This window comes from Xanthomonas sp. NCPPB 3200, from assembly GCF_056393585.1.
Window position 1 is genome coordinate 4108074 of the sequence record NZ_CM150785.1, and the last position, 15739, is coordinate 4123812.

Sequence of the window (15739 nt, forward strand, 5' to 3'; positions counted from 1 at the left end):
ATGCTCGGTGGCGGCGAAGAGTGGTTGGCAACCCGAAACGCGCGGACGCCAGGTGAACGTGGACGGCGCGCAGCAACCGGCGTGTCCGCGAGGTGCATGCCGATGCCGGGCGCCGGCCGCACCCGCCTGGCGGTGAGCGCGGTCGGTTGGACCGCCGCTCTTAGAACGCCGGCAATACCGCGCCTTTGTACTTCTGCTCGATAAACGCCTTCACTTCCGGGCTGGTCAAGGCCTTGGCCAGCTTCTGCACGCGCGGGTCGTCCTTGTTGTCCGGGCGCGAGACCAGGAAGTTCACGTACGGCGAGTCCTTGCTCTCGATCGCCAGCGCGTCGCGGGTCGGATTGAGGCCGGCGTCGAGCGCGTAGTTGGTATTGATCAGTGCCAGGTCGACCTGGTCGAGCACGCGCGGCAGCATCGCCGAGTCGAGCTCGCGGAACTTCAGCTGCTTGGGGTTCTCGACGATGTCGCGCTGGCTGGACAGGGCATTGCTCGGGTCCTTGAGTTTGATCACGCCCGCCTTGTCGAGCAGGATCAGCGCGCGGCTGTTGTTGCTCGGGTCGTTGGGAATCACCACATCTGCGCCGGTAGGCAGCTCGGCCAGCGTCTTGAACCGGCGCGAATACGCACCGAACGGCTCGATATGCACGCCGACCACGGTCACCAGCTGGCTCTTGCGGTCGCGGTTGTAGGCGTCCAGGTACGGCTCGGTCTGGAAGTAATTGACGTCGATCTGCTTCTGCACGACCTGGTCGTTGGGCTGCACGTAGTCGTTGAACACGCGCACGTCCAGCTTGACGCCCTGCTTGGCCAGCAGCGGTTCGACCACCTCCAGGATCTCGGCATGCGGCACCGCGGTGGCGGCCACCGTCAGTGTGTCGCCGCCGCTGCTGCCACCGCTACCGCCACAGGAGGCCAGGGCCAGCGTGGCCGCAGCCAGGAGGGAACGAAACGCGAATGTGTTCATGTGGGGGTCCGTGGGAGGAGGAATGCGGCACTGCCGCAAGCGCTAAACCTAGCAGACCGCAGGTGGAGCCGCGATCGGCAGGCCCGTGTGCTTGCTGGGCCCTGCGCGCGCCGGCAACACGCGATCGCGGTCGAGCTCAGCGCCGGCTGTAGCGCGCCACCAGCCAGTCGCCCAGCATCTGCAGCAGCTGCACCAGCACCAGCAGGGCGATCACGGTGATCAGCGCGACATCCGAATGCGAGCGCAGATAGCCCTCGCGGTACGCGACATCGCCCAGCCCGCCGGAGCCGATCGCACCGCCCATCGCGGTGAAACCGATCAGCGCGATGGTGGTCACGGTGGCGCCGGCGATCAGGCCCGGGCGCGCTTCGGGCAGCAGCACGCGCAACACCAGCTGGCGGGTGGTGGCGCCCATCGCCTGGCTGGCTTCGATGATCCCGCGGTCCACTTCGCGCAAGGCGGTTTCCACCAGCCGCGCGTAGAACGGTGCGGCGCCGACCACCAGCGGCAGGATCGCGCCGCGCACGCCCAGCGAGGTGCCCATCAGCATCAGCGTGAGCGGAATCATCGCGATCATCAGGATGATGAAGGGCACCGAGCGCAGCAGGTTGATCAGTGCCGCGAGCACCCCGTACAGCACCGGGCGGCGGCGCAGCTGCGGGGCACCGCACAGGAACAGCGCAACGCCCAGCGGCAGGCCGATCAGCAGCGTCAGCGGCAACGCGCCGGCCAGCATCAGCAAGGTGTCGAGCGTGGCCTGGCCGATATCGCCCCACTTGGCGGCATCGAGATTGCGGAAAAACCCGCTTGTCGTGGCGATCAGAGTCATACGCGCAGATCCTCCACGTGCACGCCGGCAGCGACGAAGCCGGCGCGTGCCGCGTTATGGTCGCCGCCGGTCAGCGCGACGATGAGCTGGCCGTACGGGGTGTCCTTGATGCGGTCCACGCGCCCGGACAGGATGTTGTAGTCGACCCCGGTCTCGCGGGCGATACGGCCCAGCACCGGTTCGTAGGTGCCGTTGCCCAGGAAGGTCAGCCGCACGATGCGCCCGCCCACCGCAGCGAAGTCGCGATGCAGCTCGGCCTCGTCCACGTGCTCGGCTTCGGACACGAAGCGCCGGGTGGTGGCGTGCTGCGGGTGCAGGAATACCTCGGTCACCGGGCCGGTTTCCACCAGCTTGCCGGCATCCAGCACCGCGACGCGGTCGCAGACCCGGCGGATCACGTCCATCTCGTGGGTGATCAGCACGATGGTCAGGCCCAGCTCGCGGTTGATCTGCGCCAGCAGCTGCAGCACCGAGGCGGTGGTCTGCGGGTCCAGCGCGCTGGTGGCCTCGTCGCACAGCAGGATCTGCGGCCGGGTGGCCAGCGCGCGCGCGATGCCCACGCGCTGCTTCTGCCCGCCGGACAGCTGCGCCGGATACTTGCTGGCATGCTGCTCCAGCCCGACCCGTGCCAGCAGCTCGGCCACGCGCGCATCGACCTCGGCGCGCGGGGTGCCGGCCAGTTCCAGCGGAAACGCCACATTGCCGGCGACGGTGCGCGAGGACAGCAGGTTGAAGTGCTGGAAGATCATCCCGACACGCCGACGCAGCGCGCGCAGGCCCTGGCTGTCCAGCGCAGTGACGTCCTCGTCGCCGATCAGCAGCCGCCCGCCGCTGGGCTCTTCCAGCCGGTTGATCAGCCGGATCAGGGTCGACTTGCCGGCACCGGAATGGCCGATGATGCCGAACACCTCGCCGGGGCCGATCCGCAGATCGAGTGGATGCAGCGCCACGATCTGGCGACCGTCAACGGAATAAGACTTGTGCAGGCGCTGAAACTGGATCACCGCGCGTGGCCGATTGGGGGGCCGTGAAGCCTACCAGTCAATGTTTGCGGACGATATTCCAATGAGTTCTAAGTTGGGATTTGGGAGTCGGGATTAGGGATTGGCATAGGACGGGATTGGAAATTCGGGATTCGGGATTCGCAAAAGCCAGAGTGCCTTGCCGTTGCTCTGGCGAATCCCCAATCCCAAATCCCGAATCCCCAATCACGGCTTATCCAACGACATCGGCCGATCCGCCTTCCGAATCCGCTCCCGGCGCAGCAGATACAGCCCGCTGGCGACGATGATGCCGGCGCCAGTCCAGGTCCAGCTGTCGGGCAGGGTCTGCCACAGCAGCCAGTCCCAGCCGATCACCCAGACCAGGCCGGTGTATTCCAGCGGCGCGATCATCGAGGCCTCGCCGCGCAGGAAGGCCTGGGTCAGCGCAATCTGCCCCAGTGCGCCGGCCAGGCCCATGCCGGCGATCAGCCAGGCGTGCTCGCCCCGCAACGGCACCCAGTCGGGAATGGCCAGCAGGCCGGCACCGACCGCCATGAACAGCAGGAACCACACCACCATCGCCTGCGGGGTGTCGGTGCGGGTCAGCAAACTGACGGTGATGGCGGCGATGGCATAGGCGGTGGCCGCCAGCAGCACCATCAGCCCGGGCAGCGAGATCAGCCCGTCCACGCCCGGGCGCAACACCACGATCACCCCGACCAGGCCGATGCCGATCGCCGTCCAGCGGCGTGGCCCGACCCGCTCGCCCAGCAATGGCACCGACAGCGCCGCCACCAGCAACGGGGCGACGAAATACAGCGTGTAGGCGGTCGACAGCGGCATGCGCTTCAGGCCGTAGACGAAGCAGCCGATCATCACCATGCCCAGCGCCCCGCGCAGCAGGTGCAGGCCCCAGCGCACCGGCACGATCGAGCGCGGGCCGGCGGTGGCGAATACCCACACCAGCACGAACGGCAGCGAGGCGGCGCCGCGCAGCAGGGTGACCTGCAGCGGCGGGTAATGCGCCGACAGCAGCTTCATTCCCGCATCCATCAGCGAGAAGCAGGCCACGGCGGCCACCATCCAGGCGATGGCGGGAAGCGGAGAGCGGGTGGTGGGCATGGACCATTATCGCTGCGCGTGCGCGCAGCCTGGCAACCCTGTGTCGACAGGGGCGATGACGCGATGCCCTAGAATGGCGGCTGTTTACAGACAGCAGGAGCTTTGCATGCCTTCCTTCGACGTGGTGTCCGAAGTCGACAAGCACGAACTGACCAATGCGGTGGACCAGGCCAACCGCGAGCTGGATACGCGCTTCGATTTCAAGGGGGTCGAGGCCAGGTTCGAGCTGGAAGACGGCAAGGCGATCAACCAGTCCGCACCCAGCGATTTCCAGGTCAAGCAGATGACCGACATCCTGCGCGCGCGCCTGCTGGCACGCGGCATCGACGTGCGTTGCCTGGAGTTCGGCGACATGGAAACCAACCTGGCCGGTGCGCGCCAGAAGGTCACCGTCAAGCAGGGCATCGAGCAGAAGCAGGCCAAGCAACTGGTGGCCAAGCTGAAGGAAGCCAAGCTCAAGGTCGAGGCGCAGATCAATGGCGACAAGCTGCGCGTGAGCGGCAAGAAGCGCGACGATCTGCAGGACGCGATGGCGCTGCTGAAGAAGGCCGATTTCGAGCTGCCGCTGCAGTTCGACAACTTCCGCGACTGAGCACGCGTGATGGCTGACACGGCGCCTTGTCGTGCCGCGCTGTGCAGGCGGGCCGCACAGCGCGGCGTGGCAGCCGTCCGCTGCCCGGGCATCGGCCGCGCGCACACCGGCGCGTTACGGATCTGATGCAAGCATGCGCGGCCTGCTCTCCAGCCTGTTGCAACGCGCGCACCCGGCCACGGTGCCGCAGGCGCCGCCCGCTGCCGGGACGGCGTGCGCCGTGACGCACGCACAGCCACGCATCGAAGCCGGCTCGACGCTGCACACGTTGGCCGGGCTGGACCCGCTGGCGGCCGCGGCGTTTGCCGATGCGTTTGCGGTGGAAGTGCAGCGCGCCATCGCCAGCTGCACGCTCGGCCAGGCCAGCACCACCCAGGCGCAGGCACTGGAGCAGATCCATGCGCTCAAGAACACGCTCTCGCTGACCGGCTCTGGCGAACTGCTGAACGCCTGCGACCGGTTGCGCGGCGATGTCGACGGCGGCGAACCCGGGTCCGCGCTCGCGCAGCGCTACACCGCGATTGCGACCGCGGCCGGCCTGCTGGTCGAGAATTACCGGCGCACCCTCCCCAACGACGACACCGCCCCCGATGCGTAGTGGATCCAACCGTGCAGCGCCCGGCCTGATTCTGGCCGCCCGGCAGCTGCGCAACGACAGGCTGGTGCGGCTGTTCGAATCGTTCCTGGAATACCGCGCCTGCGTCGGCCGGGTGATCGTGCAGACCATCGTGGCGCTGTGGTGCTTCGGCTGGCTGTACGGGCCGCAGCCGGTGCTGGTCAGGGATGCACAGGCGGTCTTCCCCACCGCAGTGACGCTGTGGATGGTGGCGGTGATCTGGATGGTGCTGGTGCGACGCAGGATCATCCCGCCGGGCGAGTGGCTGGACGCGGTCGGGTTTGCGATGAACCTGCTGTTCATCGGCATCCAGACCTATCTGGCCTTTATCCTGCTGATGTCGCTGAACGCCTTCCTGCCCTTCATCACCATCGCCGCGGTGGCGCGCTATGGGCAGAAGGCGACGCTGCTGGTGCTGCTCAGCACCTTCGTGCTGATGCTGCTGACCGCGCCGGCGGGCTACTGGCTGTCGCGGCCGGCCTACTTTGTTTATGCAGTGGCGCTGAGCGTGGTGCTGCCGCTGCTGGTGGCGCGCATCGTCAGCGCAATGCAGGAGATCGCCCTGCAGGCGCTGGCCGCGCGCGATGCGCAGAGCCGCTTCATCAGCACCATGAACCACGAACTGCGCACGCCGTTGAACGCGGTCATCAACTGCGCGCAACTGATCGACAGCGACACCTTGTCGGCGCAACAGCGCGAACTGATGCAGGCGGTGACGGTCAATGCGATCGCGCTGCGGCATCGGGTGAACGAAGTGATCGACGTGGCCAGCATCGACGGTGGCCGGCTGCAGCTGCACAGCAAGCCGCTGAGCCTGCTCGACGTGCTGGCCACGGTCAAAGCGGTGTGCGCGAGTGCAGCGTCGACCAAGGGCGTGGCGCTGGCGCTGCGCAGCGATGCCGCGCAGACGCCTGACCTCATCGGCGACGAGGGGCGTATCGAACAGGTCATCACCAATCTGGTCATCAATGCGATCAAGTTCACCCCGGCCGGTGGCGCGGTCGATGTGCTGATCGCCGCCACGCAGGTGCAGCAGCGCTGGGCGATCGCGGTAACCGTGACCGATACCGGCATCGGCATCCCCGACGCCCAGAAGGCCTATATCTTCACGCCCTTCACCCAGCTCAGCACCGGTTTCAGCCGTGCCGAGGGCGGGGTCGGGCTGGGCCTGTTCATAGCGCTGTCGGTGTCCGAGGCGATGGGCGGCAGCCTGAGCGTGCGCGACAACCCCGGCGGCGGCAGCGTATTTCGCTGGACCTTCGCACTGGCCGCCGCCGCAGCGCAAGGCTGCCGCCCGCCGGCGCTGCGCGAGGCCCTGCAACAGCATGCCGAGACGGTGCCGCCGCTGCACTGCCTGGTGTTCGAGGACATGGACACCAATCGGCTGGTGATCGGCAATCTGCTCACCCGCGCTGGGCACCGGGTGAGCTTTCACAGCGATGGCAGCAACGCGGTGCAGCGCATCCGCGAGGCAGCGCCGGACCTGGTGTTCCTCGACCTGCACATGCCCGGCACCTCGGGCTGGGACGCGCTGGGTGAGGCGCGCGCGGCGATCGCCGCGCTGCCGCCGATCATCGTGCTGACCGCCGACACCCGCACCGATTCGATGCGCGAGGCCACCGCGGCCGGCGTGGCCGGCTATCTGTCCAAACCGATCAATGCGCACCAATTGCTGGCCATCCTCGCCGCGCATGCCACCCATGCAACCGGCTGACCTGAAACCGGGCAACGCGGCACGCCGGCACTGGCACACCGCCGCGCGCACACGCACGCCGCTGGCGCTGCTGTACCTGCACGGGTTCGCCGCCAGCCCGGGAGAAGCCGGCGAACTGCCCGAGCAGATCGCCGATGCGCTGGCTGCCAACCTGTACGTGCACCGTTGGCCCGGGCATGGCCGCAGCGCCGCCGATGCGATGCAGGGGCTGACGCCGGCAGCGTTACAGGCCTCGGCCCTAGATGCACTGGCGCAGGCACGGCGCATGGGCACACGCGTGGCGATCGTCGGCTCGTCCATGGGTGCCACGCTGGGCTTGTGGCTTGCGGCGCAGCGCCCCGACGCGGTGGCTGCGGTGGTCGCCTGGTCACCGGGCATCCGGCCGGCCGACCCGGCGCTGCTGGATCAGGTCTGCGCCGCGCAGACGCCCTTGACCGACCCGCGCCCGCGCACCGCCGCGTCGCTGGCGTTCTGGTCCGGCACCATCCACCCAGATGGATTGCGCGCGCTGCGCAGCCTGTTCGACGCGGTTGCCGCCGATCCACCGTGGCCACGCGTGCAATGCCCGGTGTTTCTGGGCTATTACCGCGCTGCCAACGGCGAGGAGGATCCCACCGCCTCGGTGCCGGCGATGCTGGCGATGTTCGCTGCGCTCGGCACCGCGGCGGAGCACACCTGCGCGATGGCCTTCGACACCGGCGCGCATGCGATCGGCTCGCCGCACAAGACCGCGCACGCCGATAAAGTTGCGCAGGCATCGATTGCGTTTTTGCGCGCGCATGTCGGCGCAAACACGCATGCGGATGCCACCTAGGCCGCCTCAGCGCTGCAACTGCTGCAGTTCTTCCCGCATTCCGCCAAGCGCCGGCTTTGCGCTGCGCTGCACCGGCACAGGCGGCCGCGCCGGCAGCGATCGCATACACTGGCCCACCATCACGCCGCCGCCACGATGACGACCACGCCTGCCACGCTCGACCCGTTGACCGCCACCCGCCAGTGGATCGAGCGCGCGGTGATCGGCCTGAATCTGTGCCCGTTCGCCAAGGCGGTCTACGTCAAGGAGCAGGTGCGGCTGGTGCTCAGCGATGCCAGCACGCCCGAAGCGCTGCTCGAACAACTGGCCGAGGAGCTGGTGTTGCTGCGCGACACGCCGGCCGAGCAGATCGACACCACCTTGATCGTGCATCCGGACGTGCTCACCGATTTCCTGGACTACAATGACTTCCTCGACAACGCCGATGCGGCGGTGGAAGCGCTGGATCTGGGTGGCGTGTTGCAGGTGGCCAGCTTCCATCCGGACTATCAGTTCGCAGGCGCGGCGGTGGATGACGTGGCCAACTTCACCAACCGCTCGCCCTACCCCACCCTGCACCTGCTGCGCGAAGACAGCGTGGAGCGTGCGGTGGCCGCGTTTCCGGATCCGGACGTGATCGTCGAACGCAATATCCAGACGCTGGAACGCCTGGGCCAGGACGGCTGGGAGCGGTTGTTGAGCGCATCGCAGCACTGACCGCCGCATCGGGTGCGGTTGCGCGTGCCTGAAACGCGCAGCGATGCCGGCGCGCAGCAGCGCGGCATGACGCGCTAACGGCGGGCAAGCCACCAATCTGCATGCCTCGCGCGCGGCGATCGCGTTGCTACGGCCACCACGGCGCCCGCGTTACAGTGCGCGCGACCTCACTCCCCTGGTGCGCCCGATGCCCCTGACCCCCGCCGTCTCCGCATGGAATCCCTCCCCGTTGCAGGACCGCGTGGTGGTGATCACCGGCGGCGCCCAAGGCATCGGCCGTGGCATCGCGCAGGCGGTGCTGGGCGCCGGTGGCAGCGTGGTGATCGGCGACCTGGATGCCGATGCCGGCAAGGCCTGCCTGCAGGAGTGGGCATTGCCGCGACGCAGTGCCTTCGTGCGGTGCGATGCCGCGCGCCCGGCCCAGGCAGCGCGCCTGATCGCCACCGCGCGCACCCGCTTCGGGCGACTCGATGGCCTGGTCAACAACGCCGGTGTGGCCGATCCGCATGTGGCGCCACTGCCGCAGCTGGACTGGGACGAGTGGAATCACCGGCTGGCCAGCCTGCATGGCGCCTTCCTGTGCAGCAAGCAGGCCTTGCCCGCATTGGCGCAGGCCCAGGGCGGCGGTGCGATCGTCAACATCGCCTCCACCCGCGCCTGGCAATCCGAGCCGCATAGCGAAGCCTATGCCGCCGCCAAGGGCGGGCTGGTGGCCTTCACCCACGCCTTGGCGCTAAGCGAAGGCCCGCAGGTGCGCGTCAACAGCATCAGTCCGGGCTGGATCAGCACCGACGCCTGGCGCGCACCGGCGCGCCGGCGCACACCCAAGTTGTCGCGGCGCGACCATGCCCAGCATCCGGCCGGACGGGTCGGCACACCGGAAGACATCGCGCAACTGGCGGTCTATCTGCTGTCGCCGCAGCTGTCCGGCTTTGTGACCGGGCAGGACTTCATCGTCGATGGCGGCATGTCGCGCAAGATGCAGTACGTCTGAAGCATTGCGGCGCACGCGGCCTGCAGTAGACCGCGCAGGCCCGGAGCGCCGCAGGCGCAAGCACTAGCGGCGTGGCTCAGGCCTGCTCGCTGCGGCCGAACAACACCGCAAGATCCCCTGCCTCCAGCGCGCGCCATTGCCCGGACGGCAGACCGTCCAGCGCCAAGCCACCGATGCGGCTGCGGTGCAAGGCCACCACGTGATTGCCGGCGGCGGCGAACATGCGCCGCACCTGGTGGTAGCGGCCTTCGTGCAGGGTCAGGCGTGCCTCGCGTGGGCCGAGCACTTCCAGTTCGGCCGGCAGCAGCGGCTTGGTTTCGCCGTCCAGCAACAGCGTGCCGCTGGCAAACAGCGCCGCCTCGTCGCCGCGCAGGTCGTCGGCCAGGGTGACGTCGTAGACCTTGTCCAGCGCCGACTTGGGCGAAATGATCCGGTGCAGCAGCGCGCCGTCGTCGGTCATCAGCAACATGCCGCTGGTCTCGCGATCCAGCCGCCCCACCGGCGCCAGCACCGGCGCGCGCGAACGGAAGCGCGGCGGCAGCAGTTCGTAGATCAGCCGGCCGGTGTCCTTGGTCGAGCAGGTGTAGCCGCCGGGCTTGTGCAGCAACAGGCTGAAACCAGCTGGCGGATCCAGCGGTTCGCCATCGATGCGGATCGCATCGTGCTCCACCTGGTCGTCGGCATACAGCACCTCGCCGGCGGCGTCGGTGACCGCGCCCTGGCGAAACAACTGGGTCACCTGCTTGCGGCTGCCGTAGCCGAGGTTGGCGATGTGCTTGACCAGCTTCATGCGCGCGCTCCGCGGCCACGGATGGCGGAAATCAGCTTGAAGCCGTCGCGTTCGGCGGCCACGCGCACCTGCCCGAAGCTTTCGTTGAGCACGGACTCGTAGGGCAGATGCCGGTTGGCGACCAGCAGCAGCTGCCCACCCGGGCGCAGGGCCTGCGCGGCTACGGCGATGAAGCGCTGGCCGATATCCGGACGATCGGCGCGCGAAGGCGTGTGGAACGGCGGGTTGCTGACGATGAAATCGTACTGCGCCCCCAGGCCGGCGGTGACGTCGCGCCAGTGGTACTGCAGCTGCGCCGGATGCGCGATGGCCTGCAGGTTGCGCCGCGCCAGGGTCAGCGCGCGCGCCTCGGCCTCGTACAGATCCAACCCGGTGACCTTGGGGCAACGCGCCAGCACCTCGGCCGACAGATAGCCGAAGCCCGCGCCCAGATCGGCGCCGTGTCCGGCCAGGGTGCTCGGCAGATGCTCGACCAGCAGCGCCGAGGCAGGATCGATGCGGTCCCAGGCAAACACACCGGGGCGACTGACGAAGCGCCCGTCCAGAATGGGGCGCGGCGCATCCAGCGCGGCCCAGCGCGCCTGCAGCGCCGCATCGGTGTCGGCAGGCAGCGGCGCGCTCCAGTAGGTGCGGCAATGGTGCTTGGTCAGGCTGCCGGCCAGGCCGGTGAGCTGACGCAGATCCGCCTCGCCCGAGCGCGCGCCCTCGTTGTTGGACTGGCAGGCCACCACGCGGCCGCCCGGTGCGGCCAGCGCGACCGCGCGCGCGAACAGGGCACGCGCTTCCTCGCGTTGCCGCGGCGGCAACACCAGCACCAGGGCATAACGGGTGCTGTCGGCCTCGATCTCGCTCTCTTCGCGCACGTTCCAGCCATTGCGCTCCAGCGCCTCGGCGAAGGGGCGAAAGCTCTGCTCGCAGGTCAGCGCATCGGCAGCCGCATGCTCGCGCAGCGGGAACCCGTCGCGCGCGCGCAGGAACAGCACCGGGCCGCTGGGCCATGGCAGCACGCCCTGGGCGAAGGGCAGAAACAGAGCTTGAAGCGGGGCATCGTGCGGGCCAGCCATCGGATCATCGGGTCGGGAACAGGCCGCCATTGTAAGGGAGCGCTGCCTGCCGCCCGCCCTGGCGCCCGCTTGGGCGGGCATTCGATTGCGTGACCCGCAGACGGCGGCCCTTCCAATGTCTATACGGTCTATTGATGCGCACGCAACATCCGCCCGCCTAGGCTGGAATCACACCAATACCGGAGAGACGCGATGCGAGCCCTGTTCGTGGGTGGAGTGGTCGACAACAGCGAAATGGATCTGGATGACACCCCGCCACCGATGCACTACCCCGAAAACACCGGTGCGGGCCGGCCGCGTTACCGCCTGCACCAGGTCGGCGAGCGCGACGACGGCAGCGTGGCATATGCGGTGTATGGCGCCCCGGAAATGGCCGATGACGACATCAGCCGGATCACCGAAGAACGTGGCTATGCGCGGCGCTTCAGTGCCTCGCCCGAACCGCCGCGCTGAGCGCGTGCGCATTGGCGTGATACCGCGCACGACTGCGGCACACGCATGAAAAAACCGGGCCTGGGCCCGGTTTTTTTCGCTTGAACGCCTGAGCCAGCGCGTTGTCTGGATCAGCGCGCCTTGGGTGTCACCCGCCAGATCACGTTGCCGACATCGTCGGCCACCAGCAGCGCCCCGGTATTGTCCGGGCTCACGCCCACCGGGCGCCCCTGCGCATTGCCTTCGGCATCCAGGAAACCGTCCAGCACCGTGATCGGCGTGCCGCTGGGCTTGCCGTCGACGAACGGCACGAACAGCACCTTGTAGCCGCTGGGCGGGTCGCGATTCCACGAGCCGTGCTGGCCGATGAAGGCGCCCTGGCGGAAGCGCTCCGGCAGCAGGCTTCCGCTGGCAAAGCTCAGGCCCAGCGAGGCGGTATGTGGGCCCAGCGCGTAGTCGGGCTTGATCGCCTTGGCCACCAGCTCGGGGTTCTGCGGTTTGACCCGCTCGTCCACATGCTGGCCGTAATAGCTGTAGGGCCAGCCATAAAAACCGCCGTCGCGCACCGAGGTCAGGTAATCCGGCACAAGATCGCTGCCGATCTCGTCGCGCTCGTTGACCACCACCCACAGCGATTTGCTCTGCGGCTCCCAGGCGGTGCCGACCGGATTGCGCAGGCCGCTGGCGAACACGCGGCTGCTGCCGGTGGCCGGATCGATCTCCAGGATCGCGGCGCGGTTGAGTTCGGCCTCCATGCCGTTTTCGGCCACGTTGCTGTTGGAGCCGACGCCGACATACAGCTTGCTGCCGTCGGCGCTGGCCAGCAGCGACTTGGTCCAATGGTGATTCAGGCCGCCGGGCAAGTTGGCCACGAAGGTCGGCTTGGCGGTGATATGCGTCTCGCCGGGCTTGTACGGAAAGCTCACCAGCGCATCGGCATTGGCCACGTAGAAACGATCGCCGATCAGGGCCATGCCGAACGGGGAAAACAGCCCGCTGATGAACTGGGTGCGCACTTCGGCCACGCCGTCGCCATCGGCATCGCGCAGCAAGGTGATGCGGTTGGCACTGGGCACCACGGCGCCGGCCTTGCTCATCATCGCGCCCTGCACCTTCTTGCGGATGCCGCCGCCTTCGGCGTCTTCCGGCTTGGGCGGCTCGGCGGTCTCGGCCACCAGCACGTCGCCGTTCGGCAGCACATAGACCCAGCGCGGGTGATCCAGGTCGCGCGCAAACGCAGCAACCTGCAGGTCGTCGGCGGCGATCGGCTTGGCGTTCTCGGTCCAGCGCTTGACCGGCGCCACCTTGACGGTGGGGATCAGGCGTTTGACCGGCTCGGGCAATTGCGGGTTCGGCCCGGTCCCTTGTTCGATGGCAAGCGTGGCGGTATCGCCGCAGGCGGCGAGGAGGGCGACGGTCATTAACGACAGCGGCCAGCGGGCGAGCTTCAACGCGGGAGCATTCATTGCGCGATCGATCCTGAACAGTTACGACAATCGGCCATCATGCCGTCAACGCCACGACGAGAAGTAAACACATCGTCAATGCGTGACTCAGGGAGCGGCTTGCGGGTCGCTGCCCAGCGGCAAGGGGTGCACTGCCACGATGCGGTCCATCCAGATCCAGTGCGGCTCCTGCGCGGCATCCAGCTGGTCGATGCGCAGCTGGCCATTGAGGCCTTCGCGCTGCTGGTCGTCCAGATAGGTCTGGATGCTCGGGCGCACGGCGACGGTGCCGCTGATCATGCTGCCGTCGTCGAGCTCGACGCGCACGCGCTCCTGACCACCGAGCAGCGACACCCAGTGTTCGAGCGTGGCGATCTGCACTTGTTCCGAATAGACATGCGGGGCGTATCTGGACATGGCGTCATCTCCATCGAGGGAATGCACCACGCTAGGCCATCGGCCGTGAAAGAGGCAGTAAACAGCCTCTTTCACCTGCTGCCTGTCAGCCGGAGCAGCGGCGCGACATCGGCGCCGCCTGCCGTCTCACTCCACCGATTCGCGCGCGGCACGCACCGCGGTGACCAGTTGGGCGACGCTGTAGGGCTTGGCCAGATGCTCCTGGAAACCGGAGTCCAGCGCGCGCTTGCGATCGTCGTCGCGTGCCAGCGCGGTCACTGCCACGGCCGGCAGTGCCGCCGCGTCCAGCCCCATGTTCTCGCGCACGGTGCGGATCAGCCCGTAGCCGTCCATGCCCGGCATGCCGATGTCGGTCAGCATCAGGTCGAAGCGTGCATGGCCGCGGTGATCGATCAATGCCAGCGCATCGGTGGCGCTGCCGGCGGTGACCACTTCGGCGCCCTGCTCTTCCAGCAGGCGGCGCAGGTAATCGAGCATGTCCGGCTGGTCTTCCACCGCCAGCAGGCGCAAGCCATTGAGCGCGCGCGCTTCGATGATCTGTTCGGACATCAAGCGCCGGCGCAGTTCGCGCCGCGGACGCCTGGCCTGATCGGGAATATGCTCCGGCAGGCGCACCGTGAAGGTGGCGCCCTTGCCGCGACCGCCGCTGGTGGCGCTGACCTGGCCGCCATGCATTTCCACCAGCTGCTGCACGATCGCCAGGCCCAGGCCCAGCCCACCATGCTGGCGCGTGGTGGTGCCATCGGCCTGGCGGAAGCGGCCGAACAGATGCGGCAGGAATTCCGCTGCGATGCCGTCACCCGAATCGCGTATCGCGACCAGCAGGTGGCCGTCGTCGCGTTCGATGGTGACATCGATGCGGCCATGCGCCGGGGTGAACTTGATCGCATTGGACAGCAGATTCCACAGCACCTGCTGCAGCCGCGTGGCATCGCCCAGCACCAGGCACGGCGTGGACGGGGCATGCACCTCCAGCACCTGGTCCTTGCCCTCGGCAGCCAGCTCCTGGGTGTTCAGGGCCTCGCGCACCTGTTCGACCAGATCCAGCGACTCGACCTCCAGCTGCACCTTGCCCAGCAACATGCTGCTGAGGTCGAGCATGTCCGAGATCAGGCGTTTCTGCGCACGGGCGCTGCTGGCGATCACCGACAGGCCCTTGTAATTGGGATGACCTTCTTCGACCCGCTGCAGCAGCAGCTCGCTCCAGCCCAGGATGGTGGTCAGCGGCGTGCGCAATTCGTGCGACAAGGTGGCCAGGAACTCGTCCTTCAGCCGCGCCATGCTCTCGGCTTCGTTGCGTGCGCTGCGCTCGGATTCGAGCAGCTGTTCGCGCGCCAGTTCGATCTCGCGTTGTTCGGTCACGTCCGGGCTGCTGCCGGCCAGGCCGATGAAGCGCCCGTCGGCCGAGTAGCGCGGCGTGGCGGTCATTTCGATCCAGCGCCAATGCCCGTCGTGGCGGCGCGCGCGCACCAGTGCATGCAGGCCGCGCTGTTCCTCCAACGCGGTGGCCAGTTCGAACTGGAAGATCGACAGGTCGTCCGGATGCAGCAACTCGCTCCAGGCCGACACCGTGCCGCTGGAAATGTCGATGCCGAAAAATTCGCCATAGGCACTGTTGACGAAGCGCACCACGCCTTGCGCGTCCAGTACCCAGACCGGCATCGGCAGGCCGTCGGCCAGGGCGCTGAAACGCGCCTCGCTCTCGGCCAGCTCGCGCTCCACCCGCTTGCGCTCGGTGATGTCCATGAACAATACCGCCACCCGCGCCTGCTCCGGCTGCCCGACCCGGAACGCATCCACCGAGTACCAGCGGCGCAATGCCTTGGCCTGCATTTCGAAGTGGATGCGGTTACCGGTGCGGGCGACATGGCCGTAGCGGTCGAACCATTCCTGTTCGTGATCGACCAGCATGCCGCGAATGGAGACATTCAATACATTGGATAGACCGGTGTAGCGCTCGAATGCGCCATTGGTCATCCGGATCACGTAATCGACGGCCCGGTCGCCATCGAACACCATATCGATGACGCAAAACCCCGCGTCCAGATTATGGAAGATCTCGTGGTACATCCCCGGGTCGAGGAAGGGCGCGGCGAGGGCTGCCGGGTGGCTGGTGGCCAGATCGGGGCTGGTGGTCGAGGTGCTCAAATCGGGATCCAGGGGTGTTGCCAGGGCGGATGACGGGCAGATGAAACCACGCCCGGTGTCGTCAGCGGGTGCACAGCCGGCCGACCCGGTTCACGCGCGTGCCGCCGGCTCCCCAGGGA

The 15739-nt window shown here is 67.9% G+C and carries 16 protein-coding genes and 1 other RNA gene; 7 read left to right on the forward strand and 10 right to left on the reverse strand.

Going from position 1 to position 15739, the window contains the following annotated elements:
- Positions 1-22: 22 nt before the first annotated feature.
- The 5 genes from AC06DU_RS17595 to AC06DU_RS17615 form a co-directional block, all read right to left on the reverse strand.
- A non-coding RNA gene (locus tag AC06DU_RS17595) (sX9 sRNA) lies at positions 23-98 on the reverse strand.
- A 62-nt stretch (positions 99-160) separates the two neighbouring features.
- Positions 161-964: a MetQ/NlpA family ABC transporter substrate-binding protein gene (locus AC06DU_RS17600; RefSeq protein ID WP_054592382.1), complete on the reverse strand. Its 804-nt coding sequence runs from the start codon at positions 962-964 to the stop codon at positions 161-163.
- Positions 965-1100: 136 nt separating this feature from the next.
- A complete protein-coding gene (locus AC06DU_RS17605; protein ID WP_024940266.1) occupies positions 1101-1793 on the reverse strand; it encodes a methionine ABC transporter permease in 693 nt (230 codons plus the stop codon).
- On the reverse strand, positions 1790-2797 hold the full coding sequence (locus tag AC06DU_RS17610) for a methionine ABC transporter ATP-binding protein (protein ID WP_016903462.1): 1008 nt from the start codon (positions 2795-2797) through the stop codon (positions 1790-1792). Before AC06DU_RS17610 ends, AC06DU_RS17605 begins: the two co-directional genes overlap by 4 nt.
- A 204-nt stretch (positions 2798-3001) precedes the next feature.
- Entirely contained in the window at positions 3002-3898 is an 897-nt protein-coding gene (locus AC06DU_RS17615) for a DMT family transporter (protein WP_065032901.1), read from the reverse strand.
- 106 nt (positions 3899-4004) lie between these two features.
- On the opposite strand from AC06DU_RS17615, the gene AC06DU_RS17620 reads away from it, so the two are divergent.
- The 6 genes from AC06DU_RS17620 (at position 4005) to AC06DU_RS17645 (ending at position 9324) form a co-directional block, all read left to right on the forward strand.
- The gene (locus AC06DU_RS17620; RefSeq protein ID WP_016903460.1) at positions 4005-4490 is read left to right on the forward strand and encodes a YajQ family cyclic di-GMP-binding protein; all 486 of its coding nucleotides are present in this window, start codon (positions 4005-4007) and stop codon (positions 4488-4490) included.
- Between the two features lie 133 nt (positions 4491-4623).
- Positions 4624-5088, forward strand: coding sequence for a hypothetical protein (locus AC06DU_RS17625; RefSeq protein WP_126966604.1), 465 nt, complete (start codon positions 4624-4626; stop codon positions 5086-5088).
- A complete protein-coding gene (locus AC06DU_RS17630; protein WP_478202921.1) occupies positions 5081-6820 on the forward strand; it encodes an ATP-binding response regulator in 1740 nt (579 codons plus the stop codon). Before AC06DU_RS17625 ends, AC06DU_RS17630 begins: the two co-directional genes overlap by 8 nt.
- A complete protein-coding gene (locus AC06DU_RS17635; protein WP_478202922.1) occupies positions 6807-7634 on the forward strand; it encodes an alpha/beta hydrolase in 828 nt (275 codons plus the stop codon). The genes AC06DU_RS17630 and AC06DU_RS17635 overlap by 14 nt, the downstream gene beginning before the upstream one ends.
- A gap of 135 nt (positions 7635-7769) precedes the next feature.
- Entirely contained in the window at positions 7770-8330 is a 561-nt protein-coding gene (locus AC06DU_RS17640; protein ID WP_016903456.1) for a DUF1415 domain-containing protein, read from the forward strand.
- 187 nt (positions 8331-8517) lie between these two features.
- Positions 8518-9324 (forward strand): SDR family oxidoreductase, encoded by an 807-nt coding sequence (locus tag AC06DU_RS17645; RefSeq protein ID WP_047129393.1) that lies wholly within the window; start codon positions 8518-8520, stop codon positions 9322-9324.
- 76 nt (positions 9325-9400) lie between these two features.
- Here AC06DU_RS17645 and AC06DU_RS17650 read toward each other — a convergent pair whose 3' ends face one another.
- Together AC06DU_RS17650 and AC06DU_RS17655 are read right to left on the reverse strand one after the other, a co-directional pair.
- Complete coding sequence (locus AC06DU_RS17650; protein WP_478202923.1) at positions 9401-10114, reverse strand: pseudouridine synthase; 714 nt, start codon at positions 10112-10114, stop codon at positions 9401-9403.
- Positions 10111-11178, reverse strand: a complete 1068-nt coding sequence (locus AC06DU_RS17655) for a class I SAM-dependent methyltransferase (protein ID WP_478202924.1) — start codon at positions 11176-11178, stop codon at positions 10111-10113. Before AC06DU_RS17655 ends, AC06DU_RS17650 begins: the two co-directional genes overlap by 4 nt.
- Positions 11179-11370: 192 nt before the next feature.
- Between AC06DU_RS17655 and AC06DU_RS17660 the strand changes: the two genes are divergently transcribed.
- Entirely contained in the window at positions 11371-11631 is a 261-nt protein-coding gene (locus AC06DU_RS17660) for a hypothetical protein (protein WP_087962350.1), read from the forward strand.
- A gap of 110 nt (positions 11632-11741) precedes the next feature.
- Here AC06DU_RS17660 and AC06DU_RS17665 read toward each other — a convergent pair whose 3' ends face one another.
- From AC06DU_RS17665 to AC06DU_RS17675, 3 genes are all read right to left on the reverse strand, one after another.
- Positions 11742-13076, reverse strand: coding sequence for a PQQ-dependent sugar dehydrogenase (locus AC06DU_RS17665; protein ID WP_024940276.1), 1335 nt, complete (start codon positions 13074-13076; stop codon positions 11742-11744).
- An 87-nt stretch (positions 13077-13163) separates the two neighbouring features.
- Positions 13164-13472, reverse strand: a complete 309-nt coding sequence (locus AC06DU_RS17670; protein WP_016903450.1) for a DUF3247 family protein — start codon at positions 13470-13472, stop codon at positions 13164-13166.
- 126 nt (positions 13473-13598) lie between these two features.
- A complete protein-coding gene (locus tag AC06DU_RS17675) occupies positions 13599-15632 on the reverse strand; it encodes a hybrid sensor histidine kinase/response regulator (protein ID WP_478204451.1) in 2034 nt (677 codons plus the stop codon).
- Positions 15633-15739: the final 107 nt, after the last annotated feature.